At 43.3% G+C, this 23991-nt stretch carries 25 protein-coding genes; 14 read left to right on the top strand and 11 right to left on the bottom strand.

Annotation, left to right across the window (positions count from 1 at the left end):
* Nucleotides 1-28: 28 nt before the first annotated feature.
* Nucleotides 29-1630, bottom strand: a complete 1602-nt coding sequence (locus MKZ09_RS20640; RefSeq protein WP_076138529.1) for a response regulator — start codon at nucleotides 1628-1630, stop codon at nucleotides 29-31.
* 324 nt (nucleotides 1631-1954) lie between these two features.
* Between MKZ09_RS20640 and MKZ09_RS20645 the strand changes: the two genes are divergently transcribed.
* From MKZ09_RS20645 to MKZ09_RS20655, 3 genes are all read left to right on the top strand, one after another.
* Nucleotides 1955-2437, top strand: coding sequence for a MarR family transcriptional regulator (locus tag MKZ09_RS20645; RefSeq protein ID WP_076138530.1), 483 nt, complete (start codon nucleotides 1955-1957; stop codon nucleotides 2435-2437).
* 155 nt (nucleotides 2438-2592) lie between these two features.
* Complete coding sequence (locus MKZ09_RS20650) at nucleotides 2593-3828, top strand: MFS transporter (RefSeq protein WP_076138531.1); 1236 nt, start codon at nucleotides 2593-2595, stop codon at nucleotides 3826-3828.
* 61 nt (nucleotides 3829-3889) lie between these two features.
* Nucleotides 3890-4642, top strand: a complete 753-nt coding sequence (locus tag MKZ09_RS20655; RefSeq protein ID WP_076201786.1) for a YdcF family protein — start codon at nucleotides 3890-3892, stop codon at nucleotides 4640-4642.
* Here the strand turns inward: MKZ09_RS20655 and ybaK are convergent.
* The 5 genes from ybaK to MKZ09_RS20680 form a co-directional block, all read right to left on the bottom strand.
* Nucleotides 4631-5104, bottom strand: coding sequence for a Cys-tRNA(Pro) deacylase (gene ybaK / locus MKZ09_RS20660; RefSeq protein ID WP_076201783.1), 474 nt, complete (start codon nucleotides 5102-5104; stop codon nucleotides 4631-4633). The two genes, MKZ09_RS20655 and ybaK, sit on opposite strands and share 12 nt — an antisense overlap.
* Before the next feature lie 100 nt (nucleotides 5105-5204).
* Nucleotides 5205-5456 (bottom strand): YolD-like family protein, encoded by a 252-nt coding sequence (locus MKZ09_RS20665; protein WP_036688306.1) that lies wholly within the window; start codon nucleotides 5454-5456, stop codon nucleotides 5205-5207.
* 85 nt (nucleotides 5457-5541) lie between these two features.
* A complete protein-coding gene (locus tag MKZ09_RS20670) occupies nucleotides 5542-6360 on the bottom strand; it encodes an SPL family radical SAM protein (protein WP_076201780.1) in 819 nt (272 codons plus the stop codon).
* Nucleotides 6357-6890: a methylated-DNA--[protein]-cysteine S-methyltransferase gene (locus MKZ09_RS20675; RefSeq protein ID WP_076138535.1), complete on the bottom strand. Its 534-nt coding sequence runs from the start codon at nucleotides 6888-6890 to the stop codon at nucleotides 6357-6359. Before MKZ09_RS20675 ends, MKZ09_RS20670 begins: the two co-directional genes overlap by 4 nt.
* Nucleotides 6880-7500, bottom strand: a complete 621-nt coding sequence (locus MKZ09_RS20680) for a bifunctional transcriptional activator/DNA repair enzyme AdaA (RefSeq protein WP_143767285.1) — start codon at nucleotides 7498-7500, stop codon at nucleotides 6880-6882. The genes MKZ09_RS20675 and MKZ09_RS20680 overlap by 11 nt, the downstream gene beginning before the upstream one ends.
* Before the next feature lie 213 nt (nucleotides 7501-7713).
* On the opposite strand from MKZ09_RS20680, the gene MKZ09_RS20685 reads away from it, so the two are divergent.
* Nucleotides 7714-8256 carry a MerR family transcriptional regulator gene (locus MKZ09_RS20685; protein ID WP_076138537.1) on the top strand — a complete coding sequence of 181 codons (543 nt, stop codon included), beginning with the start codon at nucleotides 7714-7716 and terminating at the stop codon, nucleotides 8254-8256.
* A 146-nt stretch (nucleotides 8257-8402) separates the two neighbouring features.
* Here the strand turns inward: MKZ09_RS20685 and aspA are convergent, their stop codons facing one another.
* Nucleotides 8403-9827: an aspartate ammonia-lyase gene (gene aspA, locus MKZ09_RS20690; RefSeq protein WP_370511154.1), complete on the bottom strand. Its 1425-nt coding sequence runs from the start codon at nucleotides 9825-9827 to the stop codon at nucleotides 8403-8405.
* Nucleotides 9828-10228: 401 nt separating this feature from the next.
* The gene (locus MKZ09_RS20695; RefSeq protein WP_076201775.1) at nucleotides 10229-11905 is read right to left on the bottom strand and encodes a hypothetical protein; all 1677 of its coding nucleotides are present in this window, start codon (nucleotides 11903-11905) and stop codon (nucleotides 10229-10231) included.
* Nucleotides 11906-12134: 229 nt separating this feature from the next.
* On the opposite strand from MKZ09_RS20695, the gene kduI reads away from it, so the two are divergent.
* Genes kduI through kduD form a run of 3 tightly spaced genes read left to right on the top strand, consistent with a single transcriptional unit; the run spans nucleotide 12135 to nucleotide 14559 of the window.
* Complete coding sequence (gene kduI / locus MKZ09_RS20700; protein ID WP_036688322.1) at nucleotides 12135-12968, top strand: 5-dehydro-4-deoxy-D-glucuronate isomerase; 834 nt, start codon at nucleotides 12135-12137, stop codon at nucleotides 12966-12968.
* A gap of 34 nt (nucleotides 12969-13002) precedes the next feature.
* A complete protein-coding gene (locus MKZ09_RS20705; protein WP_036688324.1) occupies nucleotides 13003-13758 on the top strand; it encodes a DeoR/GlpR family DNA-binding transcription regulator in 756 nt (251 codons plus the stop codon).
* Between the two features lie 45 nt (nucleotides 13759-13803).
* Nucleotides 13804-14559, top strand: a complete 756-nt coding sequence (gene kduD / locus MKZ09_RS20710; RefSeq protein ID WP_036688326.1) for a 2-dehydro-3-deoxy-D-gluconate 5-dehydrogenase KduD — start codon at nucleotides 13804-13806, stop codon at nucleotides 14557-14559.
* Between the two features lie 310 nt (nucleotides 14560-14869).
* On the opposite strand, the gene MKZ09_RS20715 is transcribed toward kduD, so the two are convergent.
* Entirely contained in the window at nucleotides 14870-15310 is a 441-nt protein-coding gene (locus MKZ09_RS20715) for a hypothetical protein (protein WP_076138539.1), read from the bottom strand.
* A 2-nt stretch (nucleotides 15311-15312) separates the two neighbouring features.
* Nucleotides 15313-15837, bottom strand: a complete 525-nt coding sequence (locus MKZ09_RS20720; RefSeq protein WP_076201773.1) for a hypothetical protein — start codon at nucleotides 15835-15837, stop codon at nucleotides 15313-15315.
* Nucleotides 15838-15979: 142 nt separating this feature from the next.
* Between MKZ09_RS20720 and MKZ09_RS20725 the strand changes: the two genes are divergently transcribed.
* Together MKZ09_RS20725 and MKZ09_RS20730 are read left to right on the top strand one after the other, a co-directional pair.
* Complete coding sequence (locus MKZ09_RS20725) at nucleotides 15980-16630, top strand: NUDIX hydrolase (RefSeq protein ID WP_076201771.1); 651 nt, start codon at nucleotides 15980-15982, stop codon at nucleotides 16628-16630.
* Complete coding sequence (locus MKZ09_RS20730; protein ID WP_076201769.1) at nucleotides 16627-17172, top strand: GNAT family N-acetyltransferase; 546 nt, start codon at nucleotides 16627-16629, stop codon at nucleotides 17170-17172. Before MKZ09_RS20725 ends, MKZ09_RS20730 begins: the two co-directional genes overlap by 4 nt.
* A 49-nt stretch (nucleotides 17173-17221) precedes the next feature.
* Here the strand turns inward: MKZ09_RS20730 and MKZ09_RS20735 are convergent, their stop codons facing one another.
* A complete protein-coding gene (locus MKZ09_RS20735) occupies nucleotides 17222-19297 on the bottom strand; it encodes a beta-galactosidase (protein WP_076201767.1) in 2076 nt (691 codons plus the stop codon).
* Between the two features lie 155 nt (nucleotides 19298-19452).
* On the opposite strand from MKZ09_RS20735, the gene MKZ09_RS20740 reads away from it, so the two are divergent.
* From MKZ09_RS20740 to MKZ09_RS20760, 5 genes are all read left to right on the top strand, one after another.
* Complete coding sequence (locus MKZ09_RS20740) at nucleotides 19453-20358, top strand: helix-turn-helix transcriptional regulator (RefSeq protein WP_232061395.1); 906 nt, start codon at nucleotides 19453-19455, stop codon at nucleotides 20356-20358.
* 68 nt (nucleotides 20359-20426) lie between these two features.
* A complete protein-coding gene (locus MKZ09_RS20745; RefSeq protein ID WP_076201765.1) occupies nucleotides 20427-21299 on the top strand; it encodes a glycoside hydrolase family 43 protein in 873 nt (290 codons plus the stop codon).
* A gap of 20 nt (nucleotides 21300-21319) precedes the next feature.
* Nucleotides 21320-22306: a phosphotransferase enzyme family protein gene (locus MKZ09_RS20750; RefSeq protein WP_076201763.1), complete on the top strand. Its 987-nt coding sequence runs from the start codon at nucleotides 21320-21322 to the stop codon at nucleotides 22304-22306.
* A gap of 187 nt (nucleotides 22307-22493) precedes the next feature.
* Nucleotides 22494-23231, top strand: coding sequence for a glycosyltransferase (locus MKZ09_RS20755; protein ID WP_076201761.1), 738 nt, complete (start codon nucleotides 22494-22496; stop codon nucleotides 23229-23231).
* Nucleotides 23228-23944 (top strand): glycosyltransferase family 2 protein, encoded by a 717-nt coding sequence (locus tag MKZ09_RS20760; protein WP_076201759.1) that lies wholly within the window; start codon nucleotides 23228-23230, stop codon nucleotides 23942-23944. Before MKZ09_RS20755 ends, MKZ09_RS20760 begins: the two co-directional genes overlap by 4 nt.
* Nucleotides 23945-23991 lie beyond the last annotated feature (47 nt).

A 23991-nucleotide genomic window follows, 5' to 3' on the forward strand; every position in this document is an offset into this window, starting at 1 on the left:
GAAGGCATCCCCTTTGCTATCCATCTGACTATTGGCTTTTGAAGGATTGCTTATATTCTTGTGGCAGCTTGCCATATTTCTTCTTAAACATATCGCTAAAATGCCGGGCATTGTTGTAGCCTACACTATCGGCAATCTCATAAACCATCATATCGCTTTGCAGCAATAAACGAAGGGCATGATTCATCCTCACCTCAGTGACATAATTCTTAAAGTTCTGTCCGGTATGTTTTTTGAAAAAGCTGCTGAAATAATAGGAATTCATAAACATCATCCCTGCCATAGATTCCAGTGTAATATTTTCTGGATAATGCTCCTCAATATATGCCTTCACCTGGGAAAGCTGCTTCAGCTCCTTATTGCCCATGCGACTGCCAATTTGCCCGGACATTTTGCTCAAAAGCACACGGAAATCTTCCTCCACCTCTTGGAAGGTAGAATAATTGGCCAATCGTTCAAGAATCGGATTTGTATCCTGAAGTGATGGACCTGCTTCCACACCGAATTGAATAAGCTCCTGTTCAAGCTGCAAAAAGGTATTGTATACGGTAGAAACGGCTTGGTTTCTATTCCCGCCTGCCATCTGCCGGATCGTCTGAAATAATCGCAGGCACTCCTGCTCAATTTGTTCTTTGTGTTGTGATTTCATGGCAATCCCAAGGGCGGACTGGATTTCATGCAGCGGAGTTTGAATCAATGATTCACTCTCATACCTGCTCTCTTTAACAGGAATCACACGATTAGGCCCTGTAAAATATTTATAATTTAGCGCTTTCAAAGCTTGGCGATAAGATTCATCAGCATCATCCATACTGTCAACAGGATTGCCTACTCCAAGGGTCACCTTTAATTTCAGAAAACTTGTGATTTTGTCATGGAGATCTAGGGCAATTCCCGCTGGTTCCTCAGCATGCTCATGCTGGAGCAGGATACAAAAACGTTCCCCTTTACGGAACATATAACTATTATCGCTTTGCTCCACGGTTTCTTTAATAATGTTAGACAGTGCAAAATCAATCAGCTTACGTTCGCGTTCTTCCCATCTGGAAGGCTGCCCCGACGATTCGTCCGTCTCTACCAAACAAATACTGACGTAGCGACTTAGCGCAATAATCCCCATATCAAGCAAGGTGTCTGCTGTTCCCTTATTGCCGTCCGTCAGCTTGTCGAGCAATTCTTCGATCGTTAATCTGCGGTTTCTCTGTTCATAATGGTTCAGCTTCTCTTTGTTGCGCTCGCCTTCTGTTTCTTGACGAATAAGGGAAACGGCTTTGCTCACAACCTGTTCCAGCTGGTTTTTGTTCACGGGCTTCACCAAATAATCCAGCGCACCATATTGCAGTGCTTGACGGGCATACGTAAACTCTTGATAAGCGCTTATAAAAATAACCTTCACCGCTCTGCCAGCTTCATGAATTTCACGGATGATATCAATCCCTGTATATCCTGGCATGCTTATATCACTAATAATCAGATCAGGATCACAATCCTCGATCTGTTGTTTCAGCTCTATTCCATCACTAGCCTCTCCAACAATGGTGAGTCCAAGCTTCTCCCATGAAATCAGTTTTTTTAGGCCTCGCAAAATCACCGGTTCATCATCGGCGAGCAGTACCCGGATACTCTTCATTATGCAGTCCTCCTACCTTCGAGAAATCATCCCACAGCTGTCCAATCATCTTAATCTTATGATAACAGACAAACAATCTTTGGTGCAGCTTCAAGCGGATGAACTTTCTTAAGAAGAAACCGCAGTTTCTTAAGATTATTTTATCTAAGCTTAAAAAGGTGGCGGGCTTAACTGCCGGGAATGTTTGGACTTCCGCCGTTACTGCTCACCTGTTATTTTTATCTAAAGTTCAATAAAACAAACTATCCTCTACTTTAATATTGTTGAAATAGAAACAAAAAATCAATATAATTTGTTAAGGTAAGAGCGCTGGGAGGACAGGCCATGAACAAAGAAGATCAGGTCATGATGGGTTTCAGGGACGTATATAACAAGATGGTTTGGCTTAATAAGGATAAGATGGAAGACAGTCTTAAAGGTTATAAACCTTCTGAAGTACATTGCATCGAATACATTGAAAAAAATGCAGATTCCAACGTCACAAAACTTGCAGAGTCCTTTTATATGACTCGCGGTGCCATAAGTAAATTAACTAAGAAGCTCATCCAAAAGGGCCTCATCGAAAGCTACCAAAAATCGGATAACAAAAAAGAAATCTATTTTAGGCTTACTGAGCAAGGGAAAGTAATTTATAACATCCATGAGGACCTGCACAAAGAGTTCCAAGAGCGGGATAAAGCCGTATTTGAGCAGGTAACTGAGGAGCAATTTGACAGTATGCTTAGCTTCGTAGAAAAGTATAGTAGGCATTTGGATGCAGAAATAAAGAAACAGGGTATAGATTTTAATCCGAATAAATTCGAATAATGAAAATGAAACTCCATGCAGCCGGGCTCTTATGAGAAAGGCTGCATTTTTACGTTCATTATTTTGTTGACACGGAAACAAAATCGTGATAAAAATGGTGATGTATCAAATTTGTTTCCAAGGAATCAAAATACCAGCTTTGAGGAGAGAATTTAATGTTCAAATTCAGATCACATAATGAACAGAACACAGAACAAACCGTAGATAAACACGCTCTAATCTTCGGTTTGATCTCTGTGTTTCTGTGCGGAATAGGCTTCAGTATCATCATGCCCGTTGTCCCATTTTTAGTGCAGCCTTATATAAGCAATCCGGGAGAACAGGCTATAGTTGTCACGCTGCTAACCTCTGTTTATGCAGTCTGCGTATTTTTTGCAGCCCCTGCACTTGGAGCTTTGAGTGACAAATATGGGCGTCGTCCATTACTTTTGGTATGCCTTTTGGGTTCCGCAATTGGATACTTAGTTTTTGGGATAGGAGGAGCGTTATGGGTTCTCTTTGTTGGACGTTTAATAGAAGGTATAACCGGCGGAAGCATAGGTACTATCTTCGCTTATTTTGCTGACATCATTCCTCCAGAACAGAGAACCAAATACTTTGGCTGGGTGAGTGCGGTTGTAGGTGTAGGCACCGTCATTGGTCCAACGCTAGGCGGTTTACTTGCCAAGTTTGGTTATTCTGTACCTATGTATTTCGGAGCCATAATTACCTTATTAAATGTTGTTTACGGATTCTTTTTTATGCCTGAGAGCCTTGACAAGAATAATAGACTGAAAGAGATTACCTTGGTAAGACTGAATCCATTTACACAGCTTGCAAGCATATTGTCCATAAAAAACTTAAAAAGACTACTGGTCTCAGCATTCTTACTCTGGATACCCAACGGATCTTTACAGGCTGTTTTTTCACAATTCACAATGGATACTTTCAGCTGGAAGCCTGCACTAATCGGACTGATGTTTTCAATTATGGGCTTCCAAGACATCATTTCACAGGGTTTCATCATGCCTAAGCTTTTGCTGAAATTTAGTGATAAACAGATCGCAATTCTTGGAATGGTTTCGGAGATTATAGGCTACAGTCTTATTGCACTATCTGCTTTGTTCTCATACTATCCGCTTTTTATCGCTGGAATGTTTATATTTGGTTTTGGGGATTCGATCTTTGGGCCTTCATTCAATGGGATGCTTTCCAAGTCTGTCGACTCTAGTGAACAAGGGAGGATTCAAGGAGGTAGCCAATCTATTCAGGCTTTAGCAAGAATGATTGGGCCTGTCATTGGCGGTCAAATATATGTATCACTTGGCCATGCTGCACCCGCTTTTATGGGGATGATCCTGATAGCTGCGGCAATATCCGTTTTGTATAAGGATACGCATGTAAATATGTAATCTTGCAATCTCATGTTACAATACAACCTGAACTTATATTTTTAGAAGGCGGTTGATACTGTTGATTTACATCATCAAATTTGTATACAGCTTTGTGCTTCCTCCCGGCCTGTTTATCGTGCTTCTGCTAGGTTTAGTCATTTGGTTGTGGAAAAAAAACCGCCGGCCAGCACTTGTTCTACTCGGGGTTACACTATTAATGTATTTCTCCATGACACCCTTAGTCAGCGATGCGCTGATCGGCAGTCTAGAACGGAAATATCCGCAGCCGGAAACTTTGCAAGGAGATGTCATCGTCGTACTCGGCGGGGGCGCCAGCTCTGGCACACCGGATATAGATGGCGAAGGCAATTTATACGGATCAGCAGCAAATCGCCTGCTTACTGCTGTTCGCCTCCATCGGCAGACAGGTTTGCCAATCTTATTTTCTGGCGGACAAGTATTCTCCGACAGTGGTAATGAAGCGGATATCGCGCAAAGACAACTACTGGGCCTCGGCATACCCGAGGAGGATATCCTGATCGAGAATCAATCCCTCAACACGGAGCAAAACGCTGTAAATACCGCAGCCATCCTGCAACAAACCGGACTTAAAAAACCTATATTAGTTACTTCAGGTTTTCATATGTCCCGTGCGATGTTGCACTTTAAGAATGCGGGGCTAACAGCGCAAGCCTATCCTACGGATTATATCGCCAGCGCTGATATTGCACTGCAGCCCGCCAAGTTCAGTCCCTCCCCAGGAGCGATCTCCACAACAGGGTTAGCATTGAAGGAATATTTAGGCCAGCTTGCTGCTCGTCTATTTGATTAGTTCTGTAAACTTCGCATGCACAACCTCAGCGAGTAACTGTGGGGCTACATCCATTTGCTGGCCAATCTTCCCAGCGCTGACAGCCATCATTTCCAGCCCTTCTGCGCTGCTGTCAATGAACGTGGGGTACAGCTTTTTCATTCCAACAGGTGAACAACCCCCGCGGATATACCCTGTCCATTTCTGCAGATCCTTCACTGGCAGCATCTCAATTTTTTTCTCTCCGGCGGCTTTGGCCGCCTTTTTGAGATCCAGCTCTTCGGCAACTGGGATAACAAAAACATAAAGATTTGCGCCGCTATGAGCGACCAACGTTTTAAAAACTGTCTCTGCCGCCTTTCCAATCTTCTCAGCTACAGCCGTGCCGTGAATTAGTCCATCTTCATTGTCATAGGCGAACACTTCATAGCCAATTTTTTTGGCATCCAGCATTCGCATCGCGTTGGTTTTAGTTACTTGCATTGTCGACCTACCTTTCTATATCCTCTATTCCTTACCTTTATGATCAAAGAGGCCCCAAAGCTATGATAGCTTTCAGGACCTCCTGTTGCTGCCGTGCCCATTAATCTCTGGGATAATTAACCTGCATGATATCCATAAAAGGAACTTTTATGATTTCTTCATGGTTACTGAGGTGTACTTTCCCGGTTCGCGAATCCATTTCCACGATCATGCCGCGTACCTCTTCTTCTTTTCCCCATACGGTCAATAAAATCTCAGAACCTTCTTGCTTAGCTTCAACTAACTGATTACCTAACTCCTCAAGCACAAATTCATCTCTTGTGGGCCGCTTGGCCACCTTTGCTTTTGCCACACTAATCCTCCAATAAGCTATTACGGATATTAAGTATATTAAATACTAAGTATGAATGCTCTCATTTATTATACCATGTTTCAGATTAAGGCTCGAACCCCTTCTGGCTCAAGAATAGCTCCTCTTCGGAAAAAACTTGCTGAAGTCCTTCATACACTCTGCGATAGGCTGCAGGATCATACCAATCTTCCAGTTGCAGCCCTTCATATAGGGAATAAATCCCTAATCTCTGTGTTCGTTTGCCGCCGCTGCCGTCGCCCATAAAATAATCATCTACACAGACTCTATCCACCAAAGTCCTTAAGGTCGCCGGAAAAGTTGGACTGCTTGGCAGTACTGGCGCTATAGTAGCTTGAACAGGGATGCCAGCTTCACGTAGAAGCTGTAACGTCTTCAGTCTTGCAGCAATGGGTGGGGCGCATGGTGTGAATTTTTGGCGAATGTCTTCACGGTCTGTTTCTACAGTTATACTTACACGAACCTTATCCTCTAAACGTAATAATAAATCTATATCTCTGCGAACCAGCGGACTACGCGTCTGCACGAATAGGAAATCGGGCGGATCTTGAACCATAACCTCCAGTAAAGCTCTCGTCACCTCTTCCTTGTGCTCTACCGGTTGATAGGGATCTGTGCTTGACGACATAAAAATAGAGACGGGACCTTTCGCCTTCGCTTTGTGCAGTTCTTTTTGTAAAATTGCAGCCGCTTCTTGTTTAACATCTACCCACGTCCCCCACTCCTCTTTGCGGAACAGCGAGACAGGCATTTGGCGTACATAACAATAGGAACAGCCATAAGTGCAGCCCGTATATGGATTTAAGGAATGACTGTAGCCTGACAGATAACCTGTTCCTTTATTCAGCAAGGTTTTTGGGGAGGTGTAATTGGACTCTATTTTCATATATCTGCTGTATACTCTCCTCTCTCCAACTGAAGTAGTTTGGTCTTCATATCCAAACCACCCCGGTATCCTGTTAATGTCCCATTCTTACCAATAACCCGGTGGCAGGGCACCGTAATCAGAATCGGATTCGCACCAATGGCAGTCCCTACCGCACGCACCGCAGCTGGTTTTTGAATATGTGTAGCAATATCCGAATAGGACCAGGTTTGCCCATATGGAATTTCACATAACGCCTTCCACACCGCAAGCTGAAAAGGAGTACCCTGATAATCAAAAGGAATGCCGAAGCTCTGCCGGTTCCCTTGCAAATATTCACCAAGCTCCTTTACATAAGGCGCCATCTTTTCATCGTTCTGCACCAGTTCACTCCCCGGAAAACGACGTCTAACCCATTCGCTTAATTCCTCAAAGGGTTGCTGCTGCGAACCCACATAACTTAACCCCTTCTCTGTGGCTGCAATATAAAAACTCCAGTCCTTATCGGTTAATAATGTCCAGTATAGAATAGCATTTGTTTTATTCTCCATGATTCGGTCCCTCCAAAATAAAATCAGAAGCCAACGTTACTTTCTGTTTGTTAAGCTGACGAAACTGTGTGGGCGTATACCCCGTTTTTTTCTTATATAAAGTAATAAAATATGCTGTATTGGGCAGACCCACGCGTAATGCAATCTCAGCAACTGCCTGCTCTGTAGTAAGCAAATACTCAGAGGCCTTAGCGATTCTCTTTTGCTGTATATAATCCACAGGAGTGATTCCTGTTACTTTTTTAAAGGTTCGATGTAAATGATAAGGACTGCCATGACATACCTCAGCTAACGTTTCAAGGGAGAGGGGGGCCATATAATTATGATCAATGTATTCCGTCATCACAGCTACCCATTCCTTATCAGGAAGACGCTCACCTGTCGGTTTACATCTTTTGCAAGGACGAAATCCGGCAGCCAGCGCTTGTTCAGCATTCTGAAAAACACACGCATTCTCCCGATTGGGTGCTTTGGATTTGCAGGAGGGTCGACAAAAAATCCCTGTAGTCTTCACCGCATAAAAAAATATGTCGTTATAAGCAACATCGTTTTGCAAAATAGCCTGCCATTGCTCCTCAGTCATTTGTTCCTCATCTTCAATCCTGTTCATCGCCTTCACCTCTAATGCAATTATACCCCTGAGCAAGCTCATCTGTACTCAATTTGGAATGGAAAAGCAAGATAGTGAAATCCAAAAGAGTGAGATTGCTCGTAATTACACTTTGTTTAGCGAATACGCACTACCTTTGTCAACCGTGCAGGGAGCCGCTGCTGGACAACGAATATTACTCCTAACATGACTACGTGAACTGGAGGAATCGAAATGGATATTTTAAAAACAAAAGATGCCGCAGAGCTGCTGTCAGTTAGTCTAACCACAATTAAACGTTGGGCTGCCATGTTCCCTGATTTTTTTCCAAAAGACCGATTTGGCCATTATGTGTTCTCAGAGCAGCAAATCGACCTGCTCAATCATATTAAAGACCGTATTAATCACGGAGAAGCCTTGGAATGTATACAACTTACACTCACGAATGAGCAGCAAATTTCCACATCACAACAGAAAAATCCACTACAGCACACAGATGCTGAGCCTATGAAGGATATCTTGTCTCGCATCAACAATGTTGAACGTGCACTCGATCAAAAAGCCGATGAAGTAGTATTGATACAACTGCTACAGCAGCGTGAGGAGCTTGAGGATCTGCGATTAATGATCAAGCAAATAGCGGCATCCATAGAACCGTTGCAAGTGTCTAACGGCAAACCGCTCACCTCTTATGAAAATTCCCAGTCCACTGCCACTACCAGACTAACGGCTCCGCCAAGAAAACGCGGCCTGTTACGTTCTTTATTTTTCTTTTAAGCGTGAAATGTAAAAAAAGAACCTACTTCAGACAATCCCAAAGTAGATTCATATAAGTATAAACATATTTAAGATCTCCCCCTGTCACCCTAAACGGTGGCGGGGGTTGCTTTTTCCTAATAAAAAGCTCGATCCTCCGAAACATTCTACTCTTTATGCAATAAAGCTGCTCCTGCAATTCCCGGGTGTGTCATTTCGTAAGGGTCCAGGATCAGATTAAGCTCTTCTTCGGTTAGCACATTATATTTAATGCACAATTCCCGAACAGATTCCCCAGTCAAAATCGCCTCTCTAGCAATCCGCGATACCACTTCATATCCCAGATGCGGGTTCACAGCCGTAATGATTCCGACACTCCGCTCCACGTCCCGCTCAAGCTTTTCCTTATTGGCTTCAATCCCAGCCAGACAGAAGTCTGTGAAGACTTGGAAGGAATTGTTCATGATGCTGATGGACTGAATGAGATTGAACACAAGCACAGGCTCCATAACATTCAGCTCCAGTTGACCCGCTTGGGAAGCCAGACAGATCGTATGATCGTTCCCTATGACTTGAAAAGCCACCTGATTAATGACCTCTGCCATAACCGGATTAACTTTGCCCGGCATAATTGAAGATCCAGGTTGGCGTGCAGGCAATGAAATCTCATTAAACCCAGTCCGCGGACCGGAGGCCATCAACCGCAGATCATTAGCGATCTTGGACATGTTCATCATGCACACTTTTAGGGCAGCAGACACTTCTGTATAGGCGTCCGTATTTTGGGTGGCATCGACTAGATGATCTGCCGTTACGAGCGGCAATTCACTGATCTCAGCTAAGTGCTCTACCACCAATTCAATATAACGAGGATCAGCATTTAATCCTGTACCCACTGCTGTTGCCCCCATATTGACTTCATACAAATGATGGCGTGTATGCTCAATACGTTTGATATCTCTTTCCAGCACTCTGCGATAAGCCTCGAATTCTTGACCCAGACGAATCGGCACTGCATCTTGAAGATGTGTCCGGCCCATTTTTATCACAGGATCGAATTCATCCGCTTTTACCGCAAACACATCATGCATTCTGTGCATCGTTACAAGCAGCTGCTCCAGCAGTGAAAGTGTGGCAATATGAATTGCCGTCGGAAATGCATCATTTGTAGACTGCGCCATATTTACATGTGAATTGGGACTTAAGTGACGATAGTCTCCCTTTTCATGGCCAAGCAGTTCTAAGGCACGGTTAGCAATAACCTCATTCGCATTCATGTTTAACGAGGTACCCGCACCACCCTGAATAGGGTCTACAATAAATTGCTCATGCCACTGACCCTCGATGATTTCTTCTGCTGCTTTCACTACAACTTCTCCTAGCCCTCGATAGAGACGGCCAACTTCCATATTTGCAAGCGCAGCGGCTTTTTTTACAATCCCCATCGCTTTGATTAACTCTTTGTGAACCCGATAGCCCGTAATAGGAAAGTTCTCGACTGCGCGTAGTGTCTGAATCCCATAATAAGCGTTCTTCTCTACCTGTTTACTGCCTAGAAAGTCATTTTCTACACGAAATTCAGTTTCAATCACTGTTATATCCCTCGCATTCATTATGATTAGGTTTATTAGAAAATAAGTAAGCGCAATCATTTCTATCTCACTTAGATATTAACCTTTATTGTGACAAATGTCTCTCAGAAAAATAGGGTATAATGTAATTAATTACTATTTAGTAACCTAACACCGCTATTCTAAAGGGAAATGTGCTTTGGGAGGATTGAATTACCAAATCGTTAGGCCTAGTTTATCCAGATAAATCGTCACTCACCCCAATTATAAGTATTTTGGACAAAATCACGTTTACGGATACTTAGGTATCTATTGCGGGCTGTACAATGGGGCATCACATCCTTTCATGTACCTCCTTATTAAAGAAGCCGGCCAAAAAAGGCCGACTCCGATTACTATTTATCACAGCAATTGTGTATTTTTTATACTGAATAATGATCTAATGAGATCTGGATTCCATTAAGCTGAGCTTGCGGTAATTCTGACTCCCTGCTAATACTCAAAACTAAGCTTTCACCATCCATGTTGGTATAATTCGCTACTAATACCTCTCCCACTTCAAAATTCCTTTCTTTATGAGCCATAGCTGCGGCAAAAGCCTCTAAACCAATAATACCACATTCGGCAGCTTTCTTAATGCCCAATGCTTCAACGATTACACCGCCCGGCATCCCTGCGACGGATACCTCTATGAATCCGGACCGTTCCTGCAGCTGATAGGGGTGAGATAAATAAATAACAAAATACGTCTCACCAACCTGCCCGTACAATGTGTTAGGCTCTTGTTTCCATTCCCCTTGGGGAAGTACACCAATGATCGTATTCTTTTCACCCTGGGGGATTGGGAATAAAGAAATAATGACATTCTTGTGATAGAGAACCTCCATATAACGGCTTTGATGGCGGGGATCTCCCTCATTGTAGCCTTGTCCCGGGTGGAAGAAATATAGCTGATTTGCGCCTCCCTCTCCACTCACAGGTAACGAAAAAGCCCAGCGAAGCTGCTCATTATCGAATTCCTCAACCCGCTCCCACATCCCACCTGCTGCAAACTCCGCTGTAATATAAGCATAGGAATGAAGCAAAGGCTGCGGCTGTGGATCCGTTGGGACAACCTTCTGAGTAATCTTCCTTACTTCCATTGGTGTCTGGCGATTCATGGCTGCGGCTAATATTTCATCGGATGCTTGATAGAATAATAAACCGGCATACTCCGTGCGTGGCATCATCTCAGGCAGCTGGAAATCTCCAAACTGAACATAATCATGAAGCACATTAGCATCGCCGGGAACATCATGCGGCCAACCTCTAGAATGCGCTCCAACCCAAGCGCCACGCAGATAGAATTCAGCTCGTACATTCCATAAATGGTCAAGCATTTCTTTAAGGCTCGTAGTAAGCTCCGTATCCTCAGGCGGGACAAGTTCCAAGGCACAGGTGAATGCCTGCACCCAATGCCAAAACCACGGAAGACTGCCGTATTCAGGCATCCCTTTAGTTCGAATATATGCCAGCGTATCCTTCAGACTCTGCCGGCCATCCTCAAGCAATATTTCATCCGCAAACATGGTGCCAAAAATCAGCTTAGCAGCTGTATATTTAGCTTCATGATGCCCAAAAGTAACCACCGGCTTACGGTAGAAATCACTGCGATAAATATGTCCAAACGCTGTATTCAGAACTATGCGAAGTTGAGCATTTAATGCTCCTCCGTATCTTTTGCAAAAATACGCCAGCAGGTTGCCCATAAGCTCCACTGGTAACTCATGTGGTGACGCATCTCGTGGAACCGGATTCAAACCGAGCGGCCAATGACCGTATAACTCCGTGCCGGGCTGTCGGTTCTGAAGCATTAAGATCTCCAGCAACACATCCTGTGCTTTCTGTTTCGCTTGCTCACGATCAAAAGGCAACTCAAAAGAATCATCAACAGCCGCTGCAAAAAGATACGAAGCATAATAAAAGTTATTTCGCACATCATCATGGAACCAGAGTCCACTTTCCAATAAAGGGCGTTGCTCCGCTTCCAGTGCTATTTTAAAAATAATTTCTTGCTGACGTTCCTTATAAGTACTCTGGATATTTTTCAACCCCGGCATTACTTTTCAACCTCCATCATTTCAGTTTTATATCCTCTTCAGGCATTCATGAAAATCGAGCATAATAGCTCTATTGTGCACACTTTCCGTTCATTTTGCAATTGGAAAAACCAATAAATAAACATAAATAAACGAAATAAAAAAGATTAGCACTTGTAAAATGAACATAAATATACTAAAGTGTACCTATACGAACGATAATATGTACACAAAGGAGATTGAACATTCAATGGAAAGACGTTTCGCATCCCATCCTAATGAAGTAAAACAATTTGACACTGAGCGCCTCCGTAAGGAATTCCACATTCCCGTTATTTTTGCTCCTGATGAGCTAAAGCTTGTCCTAACCCATGAAGACCGTATGATCGTTGGTGGAGCTAATCCTGTAAAAGAAGAGGTTGCGCTTACTACTGACCTTAAAGAACTTGGGGTTACTTATTTCTTGGAACGCCGTGAACTGGGCATCATTAATGTGGGTGGTAAAGGCTCCGTGGTTGTAGATGGCACAGAATATGAAGTAGATTTCAAAGAATGTCTTTATGTAGGTCAAGGCTCTAAAGATGTAGTCTTCAAAAGTGCAGACGCTTCCAAGCCTGCTAAATTCTATTTGAATTCTGCTCCTGCCCATCAGTCCTACCCTACTACCAAAACCACACTGGCCGATTCTGAATCCGGTGCAATGGGTGGTCTGGAGAACTCTAACGAACGGACAATCCACCGCTTCATTCACACAAATGGGGTGCAAAGTGCCCAACTGGTTATGGGTATGACCCAACTGAAACCAGGCAGCATGTGGAACACAATGCCAGCACATACCCATCCACGCCGGATGGAAGCTTATTTCTATTTTGATCTTCCGGACGATTCCGTTGTGTTCCACCTGATGGGAGAACCTGACGAAACCCGCCATATCGTAATGCATAACGAACAAGCGGTTATTTCTCCAAGCTGGTCCATCCACAGTGGTGTCGGCACTCATAACTATACTTTTATCTGGAGTATGGCTGGCGATAATAAAAGATATGATGATATGGACCCCGTATCCATGAAAGAATTACAATAGAGATAAATCAATTACGGAAAGATGAGGCAGGCGGATGAACCCGATACGACGACACGAGATGATTATGGAAGTTATGCTGAACCAAAAAGATGTAACGGTGAATGAACTGAGCGATAAGCTTCAGGTTACTGGAAAAACAATACGCGAGGATTTAAGCAGGCTGGAGGAACAAGGACTGATCGTACGTGTACATGGCGGAGCTGTGCTGGCACAAAGCGACCAGTTTGGTATTTTGCCCTCCAAGGACCCGCTGGATAAATACTCTGACGAGAAGACGGAGATTGCCTTGCGTGCGCTTGCTCATATTGAACCGGACGATATTATCGCTCTTGACGGCGGTAGCACTACGCTTGAAATTGCTCGGCGTCTGGACAATATGCCACTAACGGTAGTCACCAATGATGTATACATCATCAGCGAACTGGTTCCCAAAGATAACATCCGTCTGGTCGTTCCCGGTGGTTATCGTGTCCGTAATATGTTGGCTGGTCCTGAAGCCGTCTCCTATGTACAAAAGCTTAATATTCAAAAAGCGTTCCTTTCATCGACTGCTATTCATATAGAGCATGGGCTCTCCATTTATACCGGAGATTTAATTGAGTTCAAGCAAGCCCTTGTATCTACAGCCCGTAAGGTATTCGCGGTTGTAGATCATCATAAATTCGGCCATACTGCACTGCGTACCTTCGCTTCCCTACAAGAAGTTGACGTGATCCTGACGGACAACGGGCTCTCCCCCGAAACGGCAGAACAGTTCCGCAGTGCAGGCGTTACAATTGAATGCGGGTAAAAACCCGGAATAACAATCCATTTACAATAAAGGGGCGTAATTTATATGTCATCATTATTCAGCTTGGCAGGTAAAACAGCTATTGTAACAGGCGCAGCTCAAGGTCTTGGACAAGGAATCGCGCTTGCATTTGCAGAAGCCGGTGCAGACGTTGCGTCTGTCTCCCTTAATTCGAGTGAAGAAACTGTAAATGCAGCAAAAGCTTTTGGAGTAAAAGCAGTTAGTATCGAATCTGACTTAAGTGATCACAGCAAGCTGCAAAGCACTTTTGACCAAGCACTAGAGCTGACCGGACATGTTGACATTCTCGTAAACTGCGCAGGGATGATCCGCCGTGCACCGGCTAAAGATCATAGTGAAAAAGACTGGTTTGATGTAATCAATTTGAACCTGAACACAGTGTTCCTTCTGTCGCAAATCGCAGGCCGCCACTTCCTGGAAAGAGGATCCGGTAAAATCATTAACATCGCCTCCATGCTCTCCTATCAAGGCGGAATCAATGTCCCTGGTTACACTGCGAGTAAACACGGGGTTGCTGGTCTTACTAAAGCTTTTGCCAATGAATGGGCAGGCTCCGGCCTGAACATCAATGCCATCGCACCAGGCTATATGGCTACTGAAAATACCGCTCCAATCCGTGCTGACCAAAGTCGTTCGGACTCTATCTTAGACCGTATCCCTGCAGCACGTTGGGGAACGCCTGATGATGTTAAAGGTCCTGCCGTATTCCTGGCTTCCGCAGCATCTGACTACCTGAACGGTCACGTTCTTAATGTGGATGGCGGATGGATGGCTAGATAATCCATACAAAAATGGGTGTCCCATAGGGGCTCCCATTTTTATGTGGATATGAAACACTATCGGACTCAGCTGACCGATCTACATACGCAACACCTAAAGGACTCAGCTGACCTTATACACCGTTTTATCCGCTATTTGGATAGCTATCGGACCTCATAGCCGCTATTGGCGCAAAAAACACCAATTATAAGCTCTTTCATGAGCAATAGCGACGCTGGAGTCCGAAAATCTGCTCAAAAGACGATAAATTCGCAAATAGGGGCATCTGGGTCCGAAAATCTCAGTATCCGTGGTTGTGGATCGTTGTGCATCATTTAAATAAGCTTGCAATGGAATTCACATCAAAATCACTAGTCATTCTAAAGTTTCCTGAACTGTATTTGTCCTTCTTATCAAGATCCGTCACATACAGGAAGTTAGTATCCGTAAGATTCATGCCAAACCTCAAGCTGTTATTCACAATAATACTTATCCAGTAAGTCTCCGTAGATTTGTCCAAAGCACTACTTCTTCTCAATTTTACATCTGAAAAAGCATAAATGATCTTTTCAATTTCCTTCGGATCTTCAATAACTACCTTTTCATCTACTAAAGATTTCTCAATCTCGATAGAGGTGATTTCTGTTTCGTCGATTTGATCCAGCACTAAATTCTCAAATGAATTATAACTATGGTAGAGATTAATGATTACTGGGATTTCGATTAATAAAAAAATGAGTACGAGAAATACATAACTTTTCTTCATATTCATAATTATGAACACCCTATTTCTACAAACTCCTCTGGATGAGTGCGAATATAATTGCCGATAATTCTATGCGTATTTGGTGTCAGGTTCTTATAACGTTCGAATAACTCACTAATTACTTCTAACAGCTGAGGGTCTCGATCCAAATCCGTGATGGCCGCATCTGCCCACTCTTTACCCAGGCGATGATTTCTTTCCTCGAGAAATGTCTTTGTTTCCTGAAGCAAAAGAATCATGGGTGAATCGTCAAAAAATCGTATGCCTCCTATCACCCCTGTCCAATACCCTGGCAGGTCTTGCATGTAGGAAATCCAAGCATAATACTCCCCTTCGGAATTACAGCTGTGACCATATAGCACTCTGAACATACATAATGCTTGTTGCCCCTCTGTGAGCTTCGAGATCACTTCTGATTTGGTCGAAGGCGATTTTCCGCGAATCAGCTGAAAGGTAGGCTCCATACAGGCCCATCCTAACCTTTCATCACTTAAAGTGTCCAAGTCTTCCTGCTTCATGGCTACTAAATTCATTTAACTCCTCCTTTGATTAACATCCAAAAATATACATATATTTCTTAACGATGTCAATAAAAATCACTTAGGCACATTAAGCAATTCGATCGTTTTTATGATAGGCTTTAAGCAGTAGATATTTTCACAAAGGAGCTTTTCTATGCATAATGAGATACTTACTATATTTGATGAAGCGGGTCACCAAATCGGCACAGCTCCACGGGCAGAAGTACATCGGTTAGGGCATTGGCACGAGACCTTCCACTGCTGGTTTATAAGCAAAACCCAAGATATCCCCTATATTTATTTACAGCTTCGTAGTGAGCAGAAACAAGATTATGCAGGATTACTGGACATCACGGCCGCTGGACATTTGCTGACACAAGAAACGGTAGAGGACGGGATTCGCGAGGTTCAAGAAGAACTCGGTTTGGAGCTAGCTTTTGATGAGCTGATTCCCTTAGGTACAATTCCTTACTGTATGATCAAAGAAAATCTTATCGATAAAGAACGGGCGCATGTTTTTGTTTATAACAATCCTTATCCTCTGGATGATTTTAAGCTGCAAGAAGAAGAGGTTGCAGGAATAGTTATCACAAAGTTTGCCGACTTCCGAAGCTTTTGGCAGGGAGAAATACATAGTCTACAAATCGATGGTTTCAAAGTGGATTCAAACGGGCAAAAAATCAACATTCAACAAAGTGTGGATCGAACTCATTTTGTGCCTCATGAAGCAGCTTATTTCACTCGGATCATTGAGGGCATCGAAGCGATAATTCTAACATCACCCATCGTCACAGAGGACATATGATCATTAATCCTCAAACATTTACAGTGAATGGAATCCAATACACGATTAGATCTGCAGCCTCTCATGATGCTAAAGTATTATCTGAATTAAGAGTGCGGATCGATGGAGAAACCGAGAATTTAGATCGGGAACCAGGCGAAGCCTTTATTGATGAAAAAGGGTTTGAACAGCTTATTCAAGCCGATTCAGAGAAAAATAATAACCTTTTTCTAGTCGCAGTAGTTGATAAACAAATCGTTGCGTTCTCCAGATGCGAAGGTTATTCCTTAAAAAGATTTGCTCATAAAGTAGAATTTGGAGTATGTGTGCTGCAGGATTATTGGGGATATGGTATTGGAAAAAATCTTCTCGCCGAATCGATTCCCTGGGCTGACACTAACGGTATTCAAAAGATCACCCTAAATGTGCTGGAAACGAACACCAACGCTATTAAGCTATATCAAAAGCTTGGCTTTGAAATCGAAGGGATTTTAAAGAAAGATAAACTTCTATCGGACGGTAAATTGTATAACACCATTATGATGGGAAGAGTTAAGAACTGATTTTATTCAAAAAAAAGGCAGAACCTGAAACTCAGGTCCTGCCTTTTTATTATACTAATGCTTTACGCTTCAACATCGCAAGTCCATTCACCGCTAGATTCAATAGGGCCGGAGCTGAAAGACCTGTTTCCAAGTCTGTGTATTCCGCTCCATCCAGCTCTACCGTTTGCGGACTGCCGCTGAAATTTTGCACAAAAACATAATCACTTTCGCCATCTGTGCGAAGTTGTGCAGTCACCCCTGCTGGGAGCTCACGCTCCATCGCACGGGTAATTCCTGCCTTAGATGTGATCGCTGCGTATAGCTCAACATAGAACGAAGCGTCTTTCACACGGGTAGCAAGATGGTACGCATTTCCTTCACCAAAACGATTGACTGTAAGCGCTGGACGGCCCGCATAGAAATCGTTGCGATAATGCCCCAAAGCCTCTGCACCTTCCAAATGAATCAGTTCGGCAATCTCATGCGCATCGTAGTCACCGCTTAGCTTAAGTTTATTACCTGCCTCCATCACTAACCCGTTCAGATCACGGCTGTGCAGCCCTTCAGTCTCCTCTGCCCAAATCCCCAGTGTTCTGCGCAGTGGACCAGGGAATCCTCCCAGATGACATAAATCCGTTTCGTTAACTACTCCTGACCAATAGGTTGCGAGAAATGTGCCGCCTTGCTCCACATATTTCTCGATACGCTTTCCATTCTCTTCACTAATCAGATATAACATAGGGGCAACAATCAGCTTGTAAGCAGACAGATCATCTCCAGAGCCTATAATATCAACTGGAATGCCCAGCTCCCAAAGTGCACGATAATGCTGTAGCACCGTCTCCTCATAATGTAATCCGGAATTACGGATGCCTTGCGCATCCTTTATCGCCCAGCGGTTGTCCCAATCGAAAATAATCGCCGTCTGCGCCGGAGTGGACGTACCCACTACTTCCGTCATTCCCGCCAGCGTCTTCCCTACTTCCGCTACATCTTGGAATACTCGAGTCTCGGAGTGGCCACTGTGGTCTACAACTGCCCCGTGGAACTTCTCACTTGATCCGCGGCTTTTGCGCCATTGGAAATACTGCACAGAATCCGAACCATGCGCTACCGCTTGCAAGGAAGACAGCTTGTGCATACCTGGACGTTTCAGCTTACTGACCGATTGCCAGTTCGTAAGGGATGGCGTGCTTTCCATCAGCAGGAACGGTTTCTTTTTAAATGAACGCATTAAGTCGTAGTGCATCGCCGTCCATGCAGCCAATCTAGTATCGTCACCATCTTCGGTATAATGCCAGTCTGGATAAGCGTCCCATGAGACCACATCCAGGATTTTGGCCAGCTCGCGGTAATCAATGCCATCGATCATATGCATATTCGTCGTGATAGGCAGCTCTGGATTGTAAGGACGAACCGTATTGATCTCGTGCTGGCAGAAATCAATCGTCCGTTCACTAACAAAACGCCGCCAGTCAAGATTCAAGCCGTGTACTTGTGTCTCACCATGTGGAGCTGGGGATTCAATCTGTGACCATGAAGTGTAGGTATGACTCCAAAAAGTAGCCCACCAAGCATGATTCACCTCATCCAAACTGTTATTATATTTCACCTTCAGCCATTCTCTAAAAGCATCCTGGCAGAGCTCGCAGTGACACTCCCCACCGAACTCATTCGAAATATGCCAACCGATAATGGCTGGATGCTGGCTGTACCGTTCCGCTAGCTTTGCGTTCAGAATTGCAGTTTTCTCACGGTACACTGGTGAGGTAAAGCAATGGTTATGACGGAAACCATGCAAATTGTGAACACGGTTACGCTCCACTCTTAAGACTTCTGGATATTTTTGCGACATCCACGCTGGGCGGGCACCACTTGGCGTTGCCAAGATAGCGTAAATCCCATTCTCCGCAAAAGAATCAAGTACACCATCCAACCATTCGAAAGTGAACATACCCTCTTCAGGTTCAAGAGATACCCACGAGAAAATGCCTACGGACATGACATTGCAGCCCGCCAGCTTCATTAACCGGATATCCTCACGCAATACTTCCGGATATTTAAGCCATTGTTCAGGATTATAATCAGCACCGTGCAGCATGACTCCAGCTTTACTGCTTATCGGGGAATGTTTTTTATTCATTGTGTATGATCATCCTCTCAATTCTGCCCATTTATAGAATGGGACTATTCTCTGATGATAGGCTAGATACTTATGCTATCTAATACAGGAATCATCATTTATACTATTTATAATATAAGAAAAGTCATTTCAATCAGTAGGAATATAGTCTCGAAGTGATAGCACAAAATGAAGATGAGGTGATTAACCTGCTGCCTTTTTCTCTGATTGAATTACCACGCGACTCTGGAACGTTGCCCCTATCCCCCTACTCTGTAGGTCGTCATATCCAATTCCATCATGTGCGCCCAGCAGGATTTCCTGTGTATCAAATCTTTTTGATCCGGACCGGAACCGGGTTATTTCGTGATCTGGAAAGTGGTACAGAAATCATACTGGAACCGGGGATGGCTTTTGCCTTCCCGCCAGATCGTGGTCATGAATATTATCCTACCTCTCATGAACCGTGGCATGTTGGCTTTATCGGCTTTCAAGGCAGTCAAGCTCATGGATTGCTGGAAGCGCTTGAACTGCTCCCTTCTGTTCCTTATCGAACGGATCGTTTTGAACAATGCTGGGAAGAAATCGGCCAAATCTGGCATACGGTGAATTCTCCTGCCCCCAATCGACAGGACGAGATGTGGATGCAGGAGTTGTCTATCACGCTCTATAGACTGCTCTTAATGCTGCGCCCTGCCAAGAGTTCAGAAGGCTCCGGTAATCGTCTAGCCTTCGAGTCGGTCCGAAATGAAGCCTTAACTACAGCCGTCGGGCTGATCAACGAGCATTACACAGAACCGCTTCTGATCTCCAATCTTGCAGCAGCAGTCGGCTACTCTGTGCAGCATTTCCAGCGTTTATTCGTGCAGGAATATGGGGTCACTCCGCATAAATATTTGCAGAATCTGCGGCTGGAGCGGGCGCTGCAATTAATGACGGAGGATGTGGAGATCCCCGTTCAAGATATTGCGCTTCAGCTGGGCATGGAGACTAATTATTTTATACGTGTCTTCCGAAAAAACTACGGCTGTACACCAGGCGTAATGAAAATACGTTTGCTACAAGGCGAGCAAATGAAGTAACGCTTCCAAGCCTAATGAAGATATTGTAAAATTAAGCAGATGATAGCTTGTAAATTGGGGGCACCTTAATGAAAACATTATCTGATATTAACTTTAGAGATCCCTATATCCTATCTGTTCCCGAACTTGGACAATACTATTTATTTGGCACAGATGGCCTAACAGCTTGGAGTGGCACACCTCACGGCTTCGATGTATATATCAGCTCAGATCTTCAGGAATGGTCCGGACCCATTGCTGCCTTTCGTCCAGATGCTGATTTTTGGGCTGATCATCATTTCTGGGCACCAGAGGTTCACCGCTACAACGGAAAATATTATATGTTCGCTTCTTTTAAAAGACATGGCGTTCCACGGGGGACACAAATATTAAGCGCGGAAACCCCTGAGGGTCCTTATCTCCCTATCAGCAATCATCCAATTACCCCTGCTTCTTGGGAATGCCTTGACGGAACGTTATATGTAGAAAAAGAAGACAAACCTTGGATGATCTTTTGTCGTGAATGGATTGAAGTGACGGATGGAGAAATGTATGGCGTTCGGCTAAAGGAGGATTTAAGTGCTAGTATTGGTGAACCCGTGCTGCTTTTCCAGGCTTCACAAGCTCCTTGGACGTTAGGTGGCAAAGAAGGGCAATACGTAACTGACGGGCCTTTTATGCATCAGACTAGCAGTGGTGAGCTGCTTATGTTGTGGTCTAGCAGTGGAGCTAGTGGTTATGCCATGGGTTTAGTCCGATCCGTCAGCGGTGACATTAGTGGACCTTGGCTACATGATCCTGAGCCTCTTTATGCCAAAGATGGCGGACATGGAATGTTGTTTCGTGATTTGACGGGCAGACTTATGCTGGCCATTCATGCCCCAAATCTCAACCCACAAGAACGGCCGCTGCTTATTGAAGTCCAGGAAAGCTCCAGAACGATTTCGATAAAATCATTGTAATGTAGAACGGAGTAGAACCCTTGGAACAAAAGATTAAGTCCTTATTTAATGACCAGATTGTAAGTGCCGCCTGTACGAAATATGGTATCCCCATAGATGAGCTAACGTTCATTGGCGGATTTCAAAATTTTGTTTATGAATACCAACTTAGCAATCATCAATATATTCTAAGATTTACTCATAACTCGCTGCGCAGTATGGAATTGTTAACGGCTGAACTTGAATGGATTCTATACATAGCAGATCATGGCGTTTCCGTATCAAGACCCGTAGGTTCTCTTCTGGGTAATCTAGTTGAGCAAATAGAGATTGGTGATTCATGCTTTAGGGTATCTTCCTTTGAAAAAGCACAAGGGAAACGAATAGGTTACCCAGACTGCCTGAAGGATCTAGACCTCTATGAGCAGTGTGGCATGATCACTGGACAAATGCACAGATTAGCAAAATCTTATAAACCACAGTCCAAAAGACATGCGTGGCATCAGAACTACTACCTGCAGAATGTAACGAAGTTTATTCCTCCATCCCAGAGTGTCGTTTTAGAAAGCTGTAAGGCGCTTATGGATCGGCTAAAGCATCTCGACGCTGATATAAATACCTATGGTCTCATCCATGGGGATATCAATGTAGGCAACTTTTTGGTCGACAATGGTAAGCTGACTTTGTTTGATTTTGATGAAGCTCAGTACAGCTGGTTTGTAGAAGATATCGCCATTCAACTGTATTATCTAGTCTACGTTTACGGGGATGATAGTATGGAGGACAGGCAGCTTCAATGTCAGCGTTTTATGGAGCATTTTCTAAAAGGCTACGTTAAAGAGAACAGGATTTCAGAAAATGAGCTGAAGTTAATTCCTCTTTTTCTTCGATTAAGAGAGATTATTGTTTATACGGGGATGTACCGGAGTTTTGATATGTCTAACCTAGATGATTGGACCAAAGATTATTTAACGCAGAGTAAGGCGAGAATCGAGAATGGCGTTTCCATCATTGAATCTTATTTCTGAACAAACCTCCAAAGCATTTCATATGATGTGTCTCTCTTACAAAACCCACAGCTATCACTGTGGGTTTTGTGTTTTTTAAACAAGTCCATTTTTGCTTTTAAGAGGTTGATATGCCGTTACTCTATCCTAACTTGGACATATCGTATTATGAGACTTTTCCCAAAAATGCATATGAGGGGTTGGTTAAATGAGTGCTGTACCTCACTACAAGGCGAACCAACAAGGTATTTCCATTATTACCTGTACCAATCGCCATAATTATTTAAACAACCTATTTCAAAATTACAGCAGACAAAAACATGCCAATAAAGAACTTATCATTATTATCAATAATAATAAAATTCCACTATCCCCCTACCAAACCTTAGCTAAAAAACACAAAAATATTAAGATATTTCGTAAGCCTGAACAGCAATCTCTTGGTTCATGCTTAAACTATGCCGTAACAAAATGCAAATATCATACCATCGCCAAATTTGATGACGACGATTATTATGCCCCTCATTATTTGACGGAAAGTATTCTGACCTTAAAAAGAACTAAAGCTGATATCCTCGGAAAACGGGCTCACTATATGTATTTACTAGGTTCAAAGACTTTGATTCTTCGTTTCGCAAATGATGAACACCGGACGGTTACCCATCTCCCTGGCGCTACGCTCGTCTTCAAACGAAAAGTATTCGATCATGTGAAATTTCCTAATAAAAACGTAGGTGAGGATGATCTCTTTTGCAGCAGAAGCAAAAGGAAAGGTTATAAGGTTTATTCTGCGAGTAAAAATAACTTCGTTGCCATACGTAGAAAAAACTCTTCAAAACATACATGGATTATCAGTGATAGTACGTTAATAGCTAACCATAAGATCATCCGGAATATTAAAAACTACAGGAATTTTGTTGGACGCCGTCCAAAGATTTCGTTATGAAATTAACTGCTGAATCTACTTCATCTGCTGTGTCTATTTTAACTTGTACAAAACGAATGGATTGTATTAAAACAATATTTGATAACTATCAACGACAGAATTTCAAATCTAAAGAGCTTATCGTGATCATTAATAATGATAGCTTGAAAATAGAAGACTATATACATGCTGCAAAAAAACATAAAAACGTACGGATCTATAAACTACCAGAATATCGTTCACTCGGGTTTTGTCTGAATTTTGGTGTGCACTTAGCGAATTATAGCTGTATCGCTAAATTTGATGACGACGATTATTACTCTGCCAACTATTTAACGGATAGTATGAACATCCTCCATAAAACTAAAGCTGATATCGTTGGAAAACGAGCTCACTATATGTATTTAAATGATAAGAAGCTACTCTTGCTTCGTTATCTTCATATGGAAAATAAATATGTAACCAATGTTCAGGGTGCCACCCTACTCGTAAAACGAAATGTCTTCCAGCAGATTTCTTTTCCAGATTGGAATAAAGGTGAATGTGTTAAGTTTTGTGCGGATTGCGCTGCACAGGGCTTTAAGATCTATGCAGGAAATAAGTATAACTTCGCTGCGATTCGTAGAAAAAACTCCAAAGATCACACATGGGTCGTTAGCGACAAGAAACTTCTAGCTCAAAATGTTAAAGTTCTAAAAGTGAAAAACTTCAAAAAATACGTAACGCGAGGCTGATTTAATCAATCTAATACTACCAGTTATCCCTTAGTAACCCAATAAAA

Source organism: Paenibacillus sp. FSL R5-0908 (assembly GCF_038006245.1).
Classification (GTDB): Bacteria; Bacillota; Bacilli; order Paenibacillales; family Paenibacillaceae; genus Paenibacillus_AQ; species Paenibacillus_AQ odorifer.